This is a genomic window from Klebsiella sp. LTGPAF-6F, from assembly GCF_001753185.1.
Taxonomy (GTDB): domain Bacteria; phylum Pseudomonadota; class Gammaproteobacteria; order Enterobacterales; family Enterobacteriaceae; genus Klebsiella; species Klebsiella michiganensis.
The window spans coordinates 5,457,958-5,471,688 of record NZ_CP017450.1; the positions used below are offsets into that span (position 1 = coordinate 5,457,958).

11 protein-coding genes are annotated in these 13,731 nt (G+C 55.6%); 6 read left to right on the forward strand and 5 right to left on the reverse strand.

Going from position 1 to position 13,731, the window contains the following annotated elements:
* Window positions 1-27: 27 nt before the first annotated feature.
* Together rlmG and BJF97_RS25510 are read right to left on the reverse strand one after the other, a co-directional pair.
* Complete coding sequence (rlmG, locus tag BJF97_RS25505) at window positions 28-1,158, reverse strand: 23S rRNA (guanine(1835)-N(2))-methyltransferase RlmG (protein ID WP_032693236.1); 1,131 nt, start codon at window positions 1,156-1,158, stop codon at window positions 28-30.
* A gap of 104 nt (window positions 1,159-1,262) precedes the next feature.
* The gene (locus BJF97_RS25510; protein ID WP_004854424.1) at window positions 1,263-2,606 is read right to left on the reverse strand and encodes a glycoside-pentoside-hexuronide (GPH):cation symporter; all 1,344 of its coding nucleotides are present in this window, start codon (window positions 2,604-2,606) and stop codon (window positions 1,263-1,265) included.
* Between the two features lie 107 nt (window positions 2,607-2,713).
* Between BJF97_RS25510 and BJF97_RS25515 the strand changes: the two genes are divergently transcribed.
* The 6 genes from BJF97_RS25515 to sstT all read left to right on the forward strand — a co-directional run bounded on the left by BJF97_RS25515 (window position 2,714) and on the right by sstT (window position 9,714).
* On the forward strand, window positions 2,714-3,580 hold the full coding sequence (locus BJF97_RS25515; RefSeq protein WP_032693237.1) for a helix-turn-helix domain-containing protein: 867 nt from the start codon (window positions 2,714-2,716) through the stop codon (window positions 3,578-3,580).
* Window positions 3,581-3,708: 128 nt separating this feature from the next.
* Window positions 3,709-5,352, forward strand: a complete 1,644-nt coding sequence (locus BJF97_RS25520; RefSeq protein ID WP_032693238.1) for a glycoside hydrolase family 43 protein — start codon at window positions 3,709-3,711, stop codon at window positions 5,350-5,352.
* A gap of 78 nt (window positions 5,353-5,430) precedes the next feature.
* Complete coding sequence (locus BJF97_RS25525) at window positions 5,431-5,934, forward strand: M48 metallopeptidase family protein (protein ID WP_032693239.1); 504 nt, start codon at window positions 5,431-5,433, stop codon at window positions 5,932-5,934.
* Window positions 5,935-6,003: 69 nt separating this feature from the next.
* Window positions 6,004-6,993: a Gfo/Idh/MocA family protein gene (locus BJF97_RS25530; protein ID WP_032693240.1), complete on the forward strand. Its 990-nt coding sequence runs from the start codon at window positions 6,004-6,006 to the stop codon at window positions 6,991-6,993.
* A 250-nt stretch (window positions 6,994-7,243) separates the two neighbouring features.
* Entirely contained in the window at window positions 7,244-8,212 is a 969-nt protein-coding gene (locus BJF97_RS25535; RefSeq protein WP_032693241.1) for a TerC family protein, read from the forward strand.
* 254 nt (window positions 8,213-8,466) lie between these two features.
* Complete coding sequence (gene sstT / locus BJF97_RS25540; RefSeq protein ID WP_004105963.1) at window positions 8,467-9,714, forward strand: serine/threonine transporter SstT; 1,248 nt, start codon at window positions 8,467-8,469, stop codon at window positions 9,712-9,714.
* An 18-nt stretch (window positions 9,715-9,732) separates the two neighbouring features.
* On the opposite strand, the gene BJF97_RS25545 is transcribed toward sstT, so the two are convergent.
* The 3 genes from BJF97_RS25545 to uxaC all read right to left on the reverse strand — a co-directional run bounded on the left by BJF97_RS25545 (window position 9,733) and on the right by uxaC (window position 13,400).
* Complete coding sequence (locus tag BJF97_RS25545; protein WP_032693242.1) at window positions 9,733-10,287, reverse strand: YgjV family protein; 555 nt, start codon at window positions 10,285-10,287, stop codon at window positions 9,733-9,735.
* 194 nt (window positions 10,288-10,481) lie between these two features.
* The gene (locus BJF97_RS25550; RefSeq protein WP_014226935.1) at window positions 10,482-11,969 is read right to left on the reverse strand and encodes a UxaA family hydrolase; all 1,488 of its coding nucleotides are present in this window, start codon (window positions 11,967-11,969) and stop codon (window positions 10,482-10,484) included.
* Window positions 11,970-11,987: 18 nt separating this feature from the next.
* Window positions 11,988-13,400, reverse strand: coding sequence for a glucuronate isomerase (uxaC, locus tag BJF97_RS25555; RefSeq protein WP_025108313.1), 1,413 nt, complete (start codon window positions 13,398-13,400; stop codon window positions 11,988-11,990).
* Window positions 13,401-13,731 lie beyond the last annotated feature (331 nt).

A 13,731-nucleotide genomic window follows, 5' to 3' on the forward strand; every position in this document is an offset into this window, starting at 1 on the left:
CGGGGAAACCGGGAAAGTCGATAACGCTCAGCGCTGTTTGCGCACCTTTGTCGCTTTCAACACCACAAATTTATTATTGGTGGCGATCGTCGTGCAGTTACCGAACGCGCGCTTCAGCTTGCGGAAATAATCGAGATGGCGGTTGCCGACGACATACAGCTCGCCGCCGTACTTCAGGCTGCGGCGGGCGTCGTTAAACATCTGCCAGGCAATATGATCGGTGATCGCATGCTGCTGATGAAACGGCGGGTTGCAGAGGATGGCGGCGAAGCGGTCCGGCTCAATATCGGACAGCGCGTTATTCACCACAAACTCGCAGCGCTCGAGGTCATCCGGCATATTGGTTTCGACGTTCAGCCGGCTGGAAGCGACCGCCATATAGGACTCATCGGTAAACATCACCCGGGCGTCCGGGTTTAAAGCCAGCGCTTTCAGGCCAATCACGCCGTTGCCGCAGCCAAGATCGGCGATCTCGCCTTCAATATTTGCCGGCAGATGCTCCAGGAAGAAGCGCGCGCCAATATCAAGGCCGCTGCGGGCGAACACGTTGGCGTGGTTGTGAATCGTCCACGGCGTACCGTCCAGCGGCCAGCTGTAGGTTTGCGGCGCATCGGCCACCTCAGGCGCGGTAAAGGTACAGAAAATCAGCCGCGCCTTTTTCCATGCCAGCGATGTGGTGGTGGTGCCGAGGATCTTCTCAAACAGCGCCAGGGTGGAATTGTGGACATCCCGCGCTTTCGCGGCGGCGATGATACGGGTTTCCGGCGTGACAACCTCGCGCAGCGCGCGCAGCTGCTGCTCCAGCAGCGCCAGCTGCTTCGGAACCTTAATGAGCACCAGCGCCGGCGCGGCAGGCAGTTCGCTCAGGGGATCCTGAAAACGTACGCTCTCTTCATCAATGCCGTTCATCCGCAGGTTGTAGCGGGTCGCCAGCTTAGATACGTAGGAATCGTTGATGCTTACCGGGTTGCGTTCCGCCAGCGCGCAGCCCAGCGCGCCAAAGCTGTCATTGAAAATGAGCGTCAGGCCGTCGACGTCATTCACCTGTTGCAGCAGATATTCATCCGCCGCTTCCCACGCCTGAAGCGCTTCCTCTTCAGCATTCGGCGGGAACCGCTCTAATGTGAATAACTCACCGTTTAACTCTACCTGGCTCATCGCCTTTGTGCCTCCGGAACTCTAAAACCCGCGAGTTTATACGCAAACTTCGCCCAGTAGAATAGAGATGCGCCGATTATCTCCATCTGCCGGGCGACAGTCCGTTACGCCGGGAGGTCGTCCTGCGCCAGGCGCGACAGGCGTTTATCGTCCAGGCTGTACTTGCTCATGATAACAATCAGCAGCGCCACCAGTACCCCGGGGAAGACGGTGAACAGCAGCGCGATCATCTGCAGCGCGGAGTCGGTTTGCTGCGCTGCGCCGCCAACGTAGTCGCCCCATGCCAGCATATAGCCCACCAGCGCGCCGCCGATGGCGATCCCCAGCTTGATGGCAAACAGGTTTGTTGAAAAAACGATCCCGCTGAGTTTTTTACCGCTGCGTTTCTCTTCCGCATCGATAATATCGGACAGCATGCTCCACTGCAGCGGCGTGGCGGCCAGCTGAATAATATTGATGATAATCACCAGCGCAAAGATAGCGGCCACGTTCCCCGCCGGGACGAAGTACATGCCTATCAGCAGCGCCGCCTCGATGGCCATCGAGATTTTAAACCCTTTCACTTTATCAATATTTTTAAAGATAAACGGGGAGAGCATCGCCCCCAGCACGCCGGAAGCCAGGGTGGTGGTCAGCAGCAGGCTGCCCAGATCCGCCCGCCCCATAATGTTGTTGACGTAATAGAGCGTGGTCCCGCCTTTAAACAGCACCGCAATCAGGTTAACGACGTTGAGCGCGAAGAGAATGCGCCAGTCCTTGTTGGCGAGCAGGGTTTTCAGATCGTCAAGAATGCTGCTTTGATTGTTGACCGCGATATCCGTGGTGTAGCGCTCTTTCGTCAGGCCGAAGCAGATAAAGAACAGAATGATGCTAAGGCACCCCATCACAATCATGGTGTAAAAATAGCCGTTTTGCACATTACCCTGACCCAGCCAGGCCACCAGCGGCAGCGCGGTCAGCGAGACAATCAGACCGCCGAGCGTACTGAGCGCAAAGCGCCAGGACTGAAGCGAAACGCGCTCGCGGGAATCGTTAGAGATATTATTGATCATCGCGCAATACGGAACGTTAATCGCCGTATAGACCAGCGATAATAAGGTATAAGAAACATAGGCGTAAATCAGCTTGCCGGTATAGCCGAAATCCGGCGTATAAAACGTTAAGCAGCAAAGTACGCCAAAAGGAATCGCGAACCATAAAATATAAGGGCGGAATTGCCCATATTTAGTCCGGGTACGATCCGCCACCGCCCCCATTAATACATCGGTGACCGCGTCTAATACCCTGACTGCGAGAAACATGGTCCCCATATGCGCCGGACTTAAACCAAATACGTCGGTATAAAACCAGGCCATAAACAGCATCACCGTCTGCCAGACTAAATTACAGCCGGTATCCCCTAACCCATAGCTAAATTTTTCTTTAATACTGATACGGGCAGTGTTCATCGCGCCTCCGCCAGAAAGATCGTTAATATTTGTCCTCTGTACGTTATTGCTTAGGGCTTACCGATTATGTATAAATCATCCTGTTAAATATAAGAAGAGTGTACCCGATGAGTGATGAATCTCCCGTTTTCGAAAAGATCCCCGTGGGCGCCGGCGAGCTATTTACCCTGCGGGTAGATAACATAAACGATTTCAATGGCATAAACGTAGTCCCGCATTTTCATATGATGGACGAACTGATGTGGTTCCGAGAGTCGGAGGGCAGCTATTCGATTGGTGATGAGAAATTTACCATAAAAAACAATACCCTGGTTTTCGTCCCCGCCTTACTGATCCATGAAATGACGCTCCCGGCCGCCGCCAGCCACAAGCGTTATCTTATGCAATTCGAAAAAGAGTGGCTCGAGGGATACGACCTGTCGCTCCCCGCCGCCCACTGCGGCGCGGTCGCTTACCTTTCCGGCGAGGAAGCCGAGCGCCTGGAGCTGCTGCTGAGCTGGTGCGGCGAGTTCAGCGACTTTACCGATTCGCTGTTTCGCTCCCTGATGCAGAGCGTACTGCTGCACGCCTTTAATAGCCTGAAAGATTCCGTCCCCATTACCGAACGCACCAACCACCGCTATCTGAGCGAGCTGATCGAACTTCTGCAATCTATTGATGAAAATGAAAATTTTGAGATGACAACCGAAGAAGCCGCCCGCCGCTGCCGGTGGTCGAAATCCTGGTTTTCCCGCACCTTTAAATCCGCCTTCGGCATCAGCTTCAAAAAATTTATGCTGCTGCGCAAACTGAATATCGCTATCAATCTACTGACCAACACCGACCTGAAGATTAGCGATATCTCGCAAAGCGCCGGCTTCACCGACAGCGCCTACTTCTGCCTCAAGTTTAAAGAGATGATGAACGACACCCCGCTGGCCTTCCGTCACAAAGTCAGAAGCACCGATGCCGTAGGGCGTCGGGCGGAGAAATAACGCGTTTTTGTGAGCCGCATCACCGGATAAGTAGACGTTTATTATATAAATAGCCAGAGTCTATATATCCCCGTCGCCATCGCCTATTTACAATCATCGCTATATTTTGCGCATTAAGGGTAAATACGATGATTCAGAATCCTGTGTTTAAAGGTTTTAATCCTGACCCCAGTATCTGTCGGCGCGGCGATGATTATTATGTGGCGGTCTCTTCCTTTGAATGGTTTCCCGGTCTGCCGGTTTATCATTCGAGGGATTTAAAACATTGGCAACTACTTACCCACGTTCTTACCGATGATAATAATCCGGATTTAAAAAAGCTGCCCTCCGCCAAAGGCATTTGGGCACCGAGCCTGACCTGGTGTGAAGAGGAAAGGCTGTTCTACGTTATTTATGGCGTGATGAATTCCATGAATTCACGTTATTTCGATGTAGATAACTATCTTATTACCGCCAGTGAAATCACCGGCCCGTGGAGTGAGCCGGTTTATCTCCACTCTGCCGGGTTCGATGCCTCCATTTTGCACGACACCGACGGAAAAAAATGGATCGTTTCCCTGGAGTGGGAAACCCGCGAAGGTTACGAAAAACCGGGCGCCATTTGCCTGGTGGAGTATTCGCCGCAAACGCGAAGCGTTGTCGGCTATCCGCAGCGGATCTGGCGCGGCGGTACCGATCGCGGCTGTATTGAAGCACCGCATTTGACGCGCCGCGGCGACTATTACTACCTGATGGTCGCCGAAGGCGGCACCGGCTACGGCCATGCGGTCACCATGGCGCGCGCAACGCAGGTCGCCGGCCCCTATGAAGGCGATCCGCAAAACCCCATCGTCACCTCCTGGCCGGAGAACTTTAACGCGCGCCACGACGCAGACCATCTCAAACCACACTACTTCAATCCGCAAACCTATCTGCAAAAAGCCGGGCACGGCAGCTACGTCGAGACCCCGACGGGCGAAGTCTGGTTAACCCATCTTTGCAGCAGACCCTTCCGCCAGGCGCTGCGCTGCCCGCTGGGCCGCGAGACGGCGATACAAAAGATGGTATGGAGCGACGATGGCTGGCTGCGCATGGCGGCCGGGGGGAACCTCGCTCAGCACCAGGTGGAAGAGTCTAATCTGCCTTCTCAGCCGTTTCCGGCTAAACCAGACAGGGATGATTTTGATGGGCAGACGCTGGATAACGCCTTCTATGCGCCGCGGATCCGCTTTCAGCGCTTTACCAGCCTTGAACGTAAAGCGGGCTACCTTGCCTTACGCGGCCAGGAGTCGCTGAGCTCGCTCAATAAAGTCAGTCTGCTGGCGAAAAAGCTCACCTCGGTATACGCCACCATCGTCACGAAGATGGAGTTCAGCCCGGAGATTTATCAGCACAGCGCCGGCCTGACGCTCTATTACGACAACATGAACTATCTGTTTTTGCATAAAACCTGGGATGAAGCCTCCGGCGCAGCGCAGCTGGCCATCATTTATATGGATAACGGCGAGCGTCACGACGACCCGCAGAAAATCCGCCTTGCGGAGGGAGAAGTCTATCTGGCGATGGCGATTAACGGCCGGGAGATACGGTGCTCGTGGTCCGCGGATGGCGCAAAATACCAAAACATCGGCGCGGTCTACGACACCTCGCGTTTTTCCGATGAATACAGCCGCTACGGCGAGTTTACCGGCGCGTTTGTCGGCATGGCCTGCGTGGATAGCATGCTGCATCGTAAAGAGGCGCTGTTTGACTTCTTTAGCTACCGGGCGGTAGAAGACGCGATAATCGAGTAACGCCGCCTTTCTGGCATCCTGCCCGCGCGGGGTGCTAGAATCCCCGGCTGTTGTCGCTGAATGACCCAAACAGGCTGCATGAGCACTTTAACCTATCTCCAGGGCTACCCTGAATCCCTGCTGGCGCAGGTCACCGCGTTAATCGAACAGAACCGTCTCGGCGAGGTGCTGAAAAAGCGCTATCCGCAGGGTCACGATATCAACAACGATAAAGCGCTGTACCAGTATACCCAGGATCTGAAGTCCCGCTTTCTGCGCGGCGCGGTGCCGATCAATAAGGTGATGTACGACAACAAGATCCACGTGCTCAACAACGCGCTCGGCCTGCATACCGCCATCTCCCGCGTTCAGGGCGGCAAGCTAAAGGCCAAAGCCGAAATTCGCGTCGCCACCGTCTTTCGCGATGCGCCGGAGGATTTTCTGCGGATGATCGTGGTGCACGAGCTGGCGCACCTGAAGGAAAAAGAGCACAACAAAGCGTTCTATCAGCTGTGCTGCCATATGGAGCCGCAGTACCATCAGCTGGAGTTTGATACCCGCCTGTGGCTGACCCAGCTTTCGTTAGAGCGTTCTGCGCCATAGCGCACTGGTTTTGTCATGATGGCGTGCTACAGTGACGAAAGGTCCCTTTTACGGAGTTCGTCAACGTTTATGATACGTTTCGCAGTTGTTGGCACAAACTGGATAACCAAGCAGTTTGTCGATGCCGCCCATGAAACCGGCAAATATAAACTCACCGCCATCTACTCCCGCAGCCTTGAGCAAGCCCAGGCCTTCGCCAGCGACTATCCCGTCGAACATCTGTTCACTTCGCTGGAAGATTTAGCGCAAAGCCCTGACGTTGACGCGGTCTATATCGCCAGCCCAAACTCGCTGCACTTCCCGCAAACCCGCCTGTTCCTGCGCCATAAAAAGCACGTGATTTGCGAAAAACCGCTGGCCTCGAACCTGCAGGAAGTTGAAGCCGCAATCAAAACGGCGCGGGAAAATAACGTGGTGCTCTTCGAAGCGTTCAAAACCGCCAGCCTGCCAAATTTCCTGCTGCTTAAACAATCGTTCGACAAGATCGGCAAGCTGCGCAAAGCCTTTATTAACTACTGCCAGTACTCTTCCCGCTATCAGCGCTATCTCGACGGCGAAAATCCCAACACCTTCAATCCGGCCTTCTCTAACGGCTCGATCATGGATATCGGCTTTTACTGTCTGGCCTCCGCGGTGGCGCTGTGGGGCGAGCCTCGCGCGGTGCACGCAACCGCCAGCCTGCTGGAGAGCGGCGTCGATGGCCAGGGCACGGTCGTTCTCAGCTACGGGGATTTCGATGTCACCCTGCACCACTCGAAGGTCAGCGATTCCGCCATCCCCAGCGAAATTCAGGGCGAAGCCGGCGCGCTGGTGATCGAAAAAATCTCCGAATGCCAGAAAGTGTGCTTCGTGCCGCGCGGCGGCAAGTCTCAGGATCTCACCCAGCCGCAGCATATCAATACGATGCTGTATGAAGCGGAGGAGTTCGCTCGTCTGGTCGAAGCCAACGAGGTGGCTCATCCGGGTCTGGAAGTGAGCCGCATCACGGCGAAGCTGCTGAGCGAAATTCGTCGCCAGACCGGCGTGGTCTTCCCGGCGGATAGTCAACCGGTGGCGTAAAGCTGTGTAAATGGTCCGTCGGCCTCCATTGACGCCATTTATAACCTGTAATACTTTGTTACGCGCAAAGGGGAGTAACTTCCTTGCCGGCCGATCGTCATTACGATGCGTGAAAAACCGCATCCGGTCACCGGGCAACAGATTCTTGTTGTAAGTGAGACCTTGCCGGAAGGCGAGGTCTATGCATAAAAGCGCAGCGGCTGCCGTCTTCCGACGTCAGCCGTTTTGTTTTTATGTAAGGAAAATAGTAATGAATACTGTCGGCACACCGTTGTTATGGGGCGGATTCGCAGTGGTCGTGGCCATCATGCTGGCTATCGATCTGCTGCTGCAGGGACGGCGTGGTGCGCATAGCATGACCATGAAGCAGGCCGCTGGCTGGTCCATTCTCTGGGTTACCCTCTCGCTGCTGTTTAACGCCGCTTTCTGGTGGTATCTGGTGCAGACCGAAGGTCGCGCCGTGGCCGACCCGCAAGCGCTGGCGTTCCTCACCGGCTACCTGATCGAGAAAGCGCTGGCCGTGGATAACGTCTTCGTCTGGCTGATGCTGTTCAGCTACTTTGCCGTTCCGCCTGCGCTACAGCGCAGAGTGCTGGTTTACGGCGTACTGGGCGCGATCGTGCTGCGTACGATCATGATCTTCGCCGGCAGCTGGCTGATTTCTCAGTTTGAATGGCTGCTCTACGTCTTCGGCGCATTTCTGCTGTTTACCGGCGTGAAGATGGCGCTGGCGAAAGAGGACGATTCCGGGATCGGCGATAAACCGCTGGTGCGCTGGATCCGCAATCATCTGCGCATGACGGATAAAATCGAAGGTGAACACTTCTTTACCCGCAAAAACGGTGTTATCTATGCCACGCCGCTGCTGCTGGTGCTGATTCTGGTCGAGCTGAGCGACGTTATCTTTGCCGTCGACAGCATTCCGGCCATCTTCGCCGTGACCACCGATCCGTTTATCGTGCTGACCTCAAACCTGTTCGCGATTCTCGGCCTGCGCGCGATGTATTTCCTGCTGGCGGGCGTCGCGGAGCGTTTCTCCATGCTGAAGTACGGCCTGTCGGTGATTCTGGTGTTTATCGGCATCAAGATGCTGATTGTCGATTTTTACCATATTCCCATCGGCATTTCGCTGGGCGTGGTCGGCGGTATTCTGGTGCTGACGCTGCTGATCAACGCCTGGGTCAATAAGCAGAACGATCGGAAAAAACAGCTGCAGTAAGACGTAAACGGCCAGGTGAAGACCCGTTTCACCCGGTCGGCAACGTTTGCCGCGCATTATTCTTACTCATGTCACAAAATAGTTAATACATAGTTAAAAAATAAGATCCCAGCGCGATAAACAGCATTTTACCCTTCCCCAGAAGCGTTCTTTCCGTATACTCAACCAGGCAAACATCTATTTACATCCGGACATAAACGTTACAAATAACACGTAGCCGGGACGAACAGCGACATCACTGGAAGGAATGAATTATGGCAACCCCATCACCCCGATCGACCCTGCTACGGCGACTGGCTCAGGGCAGTCTGGTCAAACAAATTTTAATTGGTCTGGTACTCGGCGTGCTGCTGGCGACGGTCTCAAAACCGGCCGCCGTGGCGGTTGGACTGCTGGGTACGCTGTTCGTCGGCGCGCTGAAAGCGGTGGCGCCGGTGCTGGTGCTGATGCTGGTCATGGCCTCTATCGCCAACCATCAGCAGGGGCAGAAAACCAGCATCCGCCCGATTCTGTTCCTCTATCTGCTGGGGACTTTTGCCGCCGCGTTAACCGCGGTGCTGTTCAGCTTCCTCTTTCCGTCAACGCTGCACCTGAACGCGGCGGCAGAGAGCATCACCCCACCGTCGGGTATCGTCGAAGTCCTGCGCGGGCTGCTGATGAGCATGGTTTCTAACCCCATTGACGCGCTGCTGAACGCCAACTATATCGGGATTCTGGTCTGGGCCGTCGGTTTAGGATTCGCGCTGCGCCACGGCAATGAAACCACCAAAAATCTGATTAACGACATGTCCCACGCGGTCACCTTTATCGTTAAAGTGGTGATTCGCTTTGCGCCGCTGGGTATCTTCGGCCTGGTCGCTTCCACGCTGGCGACGACCGGTTTTGAAACCCTGTGGGGCTATGCCCAGCTGCTGCTGGTGCTGGTTGGCTGTATGCTGCTGGTGGCGCTGGTGATTAACCCGCTGCTGGTGTTCTGGAAAATCCGCCGCAACCCGTATCCGCTAGTGATGACCTGCCTGCGCGAAAGCGGCGTATACGCCTTCTTTACCCGCAGCTCCGCCGCCAACATTCCGGTGAATATGGCGCTGTGCGAAAAGCTGAATCTGGATCGCGATACCTATTCGGTCTCTATTCCGCTGGGCGCGACCATTAACATGGCCGGCGCGGCGATTACCATCACGGTTCTGACCCTGGCGGCCGTACACACGCTTAATGTTCCGGTCGATCTGCCGACCGCGCTGCTGCTGAGCGTGGTCGCCTCGCTGTGCGCCTGCGGCGCCTCCGGCGTGGCGGGCGGGTCGCTGCTGCTGATCCCGCTGGCCTGTAATATGTTTGGTATCCCGAACGATATCGCCATGCAGGTGGTCGCCGTGGGCTTCATCATCGGCGTTCTGCAGGACTCCTGCGAAACCGCGCTGAACTCCTCGACCGATGCGCTGTTCACCGCCGCCGCCTGTATCGCTGAAGACGAACAGCTGGCGAAAAACGCCCTGCGCAGTTAATCTCACCTCTCCCCTCCGCTAACGCGCGGAGGGGTTCTCTTTCTGCCCCGCCTTTTCCGCTTTAAACGGATCGATACCGCGCTTTTGCATCCGCCGGAATCGGATGATATTCAGACCGTTCATCAACAGGAAGCTGCCTTCAATCAGGGTGCCGCCGATCGAGCCCAGCCAAAAGTTGTGGATCACCCAGCAGGCGGTCGAACACCACATGACGCAGCGGACGGTTAGACCCGAGCAGCGAAAGAGCGCCCAGGTACTGGCCAGGGTGCCAATAATCGGCAGCAGCTCCATGACGTGCTGCAGCTTCGCCAGCCCCAGCACCAGGGTGAGCACGATAAACAGGGCCATCACCCACAGCCTGCGGGTGCGCATGGAGATCAGAGTGCGGACGGTATTCAGCTCGGCGCTCATTCCCGCCGGCCAGGCGCCCATCAAAAAGAAATGCACGCCAATGGTGGCGCTATAGACGGCCAGCTGTAGCTTAAAGCGACGCTCATCGCGGTTGAAAAAGGTCGTAATCCCGATCAGAAAGGCGATAACGCCGACGCCCTGGGCAAGCCAGTATGCGGTCATGGAAAATCCTTATAAAACAAAACGGCGCATCATTATCTGAAACGCCGCTTCCGGAATACCGCCCTTTTATTACTCTAAAGATTTCGCGCCACAGCAAGGCGGCAAGTTTAGACATCCCCGGGAGCTTACTGAAGTAAGTGACCGGGGTGGATAAATGCTGCCAACACAGCGGTGGTGCGAAAGATGACGAGTAATTAAAGGGTGACGCCGCTTTTGAATATCGCCAGTTCGCGGAAATCATTACGCTCATTGCAGGTCTGCTTACCGTTCGCAAAGGCCACAATGGTATCGACAAACTCCTCCAGCAGCTGCGGCATCGCTTTACCGTGAATCAGTTGACCGGCATCGAAGTCGATCCAGTGTTTTTTCTTCGCCGCCAGTTCACTGTTGGTGGCAATTTTCACCGTTGGCACAAAACCGCCGTACGGCGTGCCGCGACCGGTGCTGAAGAGCACCATATGGCAGCCCGCGCCGGCCAGGGCACTGGTCGCAACCGCATCGTTGCCCGGGGCGCTCAGCAGGTTCAGGCCGTGCACTTTTAGCCGCTCGCCATAGCGCAGGACGTCGACCACCTGGCTGGAGCCCGCTTTCTGCGTGCAGCCCAGCGACTTATCCTCCAGCGTCGTGATACCGCCCGCTTTGTTGCCCGGCGATGGATTCTCATAAATCGGCTGGTCATGAGCGATAAAGTACTGTTTAAAATCATTAACCATCGTCACCAGCTTGCCAAACGTCTCTTCATCGCGACAGTGGCTCATCAGCAGCTGCTCGGCGCCGAACATTTCCGGCACTTCGGTCAGCACGGTGGTGCCGCCGTTGGCAATCAGATAATCCGAGAAGCGGCCCAGCATCGGGTTTGCGGTGATGCCGGACAAACCGTCAGAGCCGCCGCACTCAAGACCAAACTTCAGTTCGCTCAGCTTACCCGGCTCGCGCTTGTCGTGGCGCATCACTTCATATAGCTGGCGCAGATGCTCCAGCCCGGCTTCCACTTCGTCATCCTGGTGCTGGCAGATCATAAAGTGGACGCGGTCAGGGTCGAACTCGCCCAGCGTTTCGCGGAAGGCATCAACCTGATTGTTTTCGCAGCCCAGGCCGACCACCAGTACCGCCCCGGCGTTCGGGTGGCGCACCATATTTTGCAGCATGGTACGGGTGTTGATGTGATCGTCACCGAGCTGTGAGCAGCCGTAGGTATGGCTGAAGAGATGAACGCCGTCGATACCTTCCGCGTCGTTGGTTTCCTTGAGAAAACGGTTCTGCATCTGGCGCGCCATGGCGTTGACGCAGCCGACGGTCGGCAGGATCCACAGTTCGTTGCGCACCCCGACTTCGCCGTTGGCGCGACGATAAATCTGGATGTCGCGATCCGCCGGCTGCGCGGCGGGTTCGATCAGATCCGGTTGATAGCTGTACGCGTCGAGATCGCTTAGGTTAGTACGCGTATTATGGGAGTGGATATGTTCCCCCGGCGCAATATCCGCCAGCGCATGCCCTATCGGCAGACCATACTTAATGACGTTGTCTCCCTTCGCAATGCCGCGCAGCGTAAACTTATGCCCGCGCGCAATATCCTGCGCCAACGTGACCGTATCGCCGTCAATGGTGACTACCGTGCCTGCCGCCATATCCGCCAACGCTACCGCGACGTTATCGTGCGAATGGATTTTAATGTATTGCATATCAACCGACCTCTGGTCTTAGTTCAGTTCAATGGCGAAGTAGTCACGCGCATTGTTAAAGCAAATGTTTTTCACCATCTCGCCCAGCAGCTGAATATCCGCCGGCGCTTCTCCCGCTTCAACCCAGCGGCCAATCATCTGGCACAGGATGCGGCGGAAGTATTCATGACGGGTGTAGGAGAGGAAGCTGCGGCTATCGGTCAGCATCCCGACAAAGCGGCTCAGCAGGCCAAGCTGCGCCAGCTGGGTCATCTGACGTTCCATACCGTCTTTCTGATCGTTGAACCACCAGCCGGAACCGAACTGCATCTTGCCCGGCATGCCTTCACCCTGGAAGTTGCCGATCATGGTACCCAGCACTTCGTTGTCGCGCGGGTTCAGGCAGTAGAGGATCGTTTTCGGCAGCAGGTTTTCTTCGTTCTGTTTGCTGAGCAGTTTGGACAGCTCTTCCGCCATCGGGCGGTCGTTAATGGAGTCAAACCCTACATCCGGCCCTAACAGTTTGAACTGGCGCAGGTTGTTGTTGCGCAGCGCGCCGATGTGGTACTGCTGCACCCAGCCGCGACGGGCGTATTCCGCGCCGAGGAAGACCAGAACCGCCGTTTTGAACTGCGCGACTTCATGCTCGCTGAGGGCTTCACCCGCCAGACGACGCGCCAGGATGCTATCCAGTTCGCTTTCGTTGGCTTCGGCGAACAGCACCACGTCGAGCGCGTGGTCAGACACTTTACAACCGTGAGCGGCGAAGTGATCCAGACGTTTGGTCAGCGCGGACTGGAGGTCGGCAAAGCGGCGAATGTCGGTGTCAGACACTTCGCCCAGCTTCGCCATGTAGTCGTTGAAGGTGGCCTGTTCGATATTGAAGGCTTTGTCCGGGCGCCAGCTCGGCAGTACTTTCACGGAGAATGAACTGTCTTTAGCGACGGCGGCGTGATGCTCCAGCGAATCGACCGGATCGTCGGTGGTGCCGACCATTTTCACGTTCATCTGCTGCATGATGCCGCGAGCGGAAAAGCTATCCTGCGCCAGCAGATCGTTGCACTGATTCCAGATTTCATCCGCCGTCGCCGGAGAGAGAACCTTACCTGTAATACCAAAAGGACGGCGCAGCTCAAGATGCGTCCAGTGGTATAACGGGTTACCGATGGTATGCGGTACGGTGGCCGCCCAGGCGTCAAATTTCTCGCGATCGGAAGCATCGCCGGTGCACAAACGCTCGGCTACGCCGTTAGTACGCATCGCGCGCCATTTATAGTGATCGCCTTTCAGCCAGATGTCATACAGATTTTTGAAACGATAATTCTCCGCGATCTGCTGCGGCGGCAGGTGGCAGTGATAGTCAAAAATCGGCTGGTCTTTCGCGTAATCGTGGTACAGGCGGCGGGAAAACTCGGTATCAAGCAGAAAATCTTCGGTCATAAACGGTGTCATTTTCGTGTCCTCTTCGCCCCCTGGGGAGCCCATCAGATGATTGACTATAATGCTGACAAAGTTATCACACCAATTTCCACAGGCCGAAGTATTTTTCGTGAGTTAGATCAATAAACGATGACAAAAAAAGTACCATCAAAGGAGTAAACGCCCCGCCAGAGCGCGCCAGCTCTGGCCTTTTTCGCATGAACGAATGCCCACACAAACTTTCCCACTTTTGTGACGTCACTCAACTTTTGAAGTTGTATGACAAGTTATCTTGCTGCCGTCGAAACATATAAACCGACGGAATGCATTACCGACGAACTATCACGTCGGATTTACCGGTATG

Excerpts from the sequence above, each read along its gene's own strand:
- rlmG (WP_032693236.1), bottom strand. The coding sequence starts at position 1,158 with ATGAGCCAGGTAGAGTTAAACGGTGAGTTATTCACATTAGAGCGGTTC.
- BJF97_RS25510 (WP_004854424.1), bottom strand. The coding sequence starts at position 2,606 with ATGAACACTGCCCGTATCAGTATTAAAGAAAAATTTAGCTATGGGTTA.
- BJF97_RS25515 (WP_032693237.1), top strand. The coding sequence starts at position 2,714 with ATGAGTGATGAATCTCCCGTTTTCGAAAAGATCCCCGTGGGCGCCGGC.
- BJF97_RS25520 (WP_032693238.1), top strand. The coding sequence starts at position 3,709 with ATGATTCAGAATCCTGTGTTTAAAGGTTTTAATCCTGACCCCAGTATC.
- BJF97_RS25525 (WP_032693239.1), top strand. The coding sequence starts at position 5,431 with ATGAGCACTTTAACCTATCTCCAGGGCTACCCTGAATCCCTGCTGGCG.
- BJF97_RS25530 (WP_032693240.1), top strand. The coding sequence starts at position 6,004 with ATGATACGTTTCGCAGTTGTTGGCACAAACTGGATAACCAAGCAGTTT.
- BJF97_RS25535 (WP_032693241.1), top strand. The coding sequence starts at position 7,244 with ATGAATACTGTCGGCACACCGTTGTTATGGGGCGGATTCGCAGTGGTC.
- sstT (WP_004105963.1), top strand. The coding sequence starts at position 8,467 with ATGGCAACCCCATCACCCCGATCGACCCTGCTACGGCGACTGGCTCAG.
- BJF97_RS25545 (WP_032693242.1), bottom strand. The coding sequence starts at position 10,287 with ATGACCGCATACTGGCTTGCCCAGGGCGTCGGCGTTATCGCCTTTCTG.
- BJF97_RS25550 (WP_014226935.1), bottom strand. The coding sequence starts at position 11,969 with ATGCAATACATTAAAATCCATTCGCACGATAACGTCGCGGTAGCGTTG.
- uxaC (WP_025108313.1), bottom strand. The coding sequence starts at position 13,400 with ATGACACCGTTTATGACCGAAGATTTTCTGCTTGATACCGAGTTTTCC.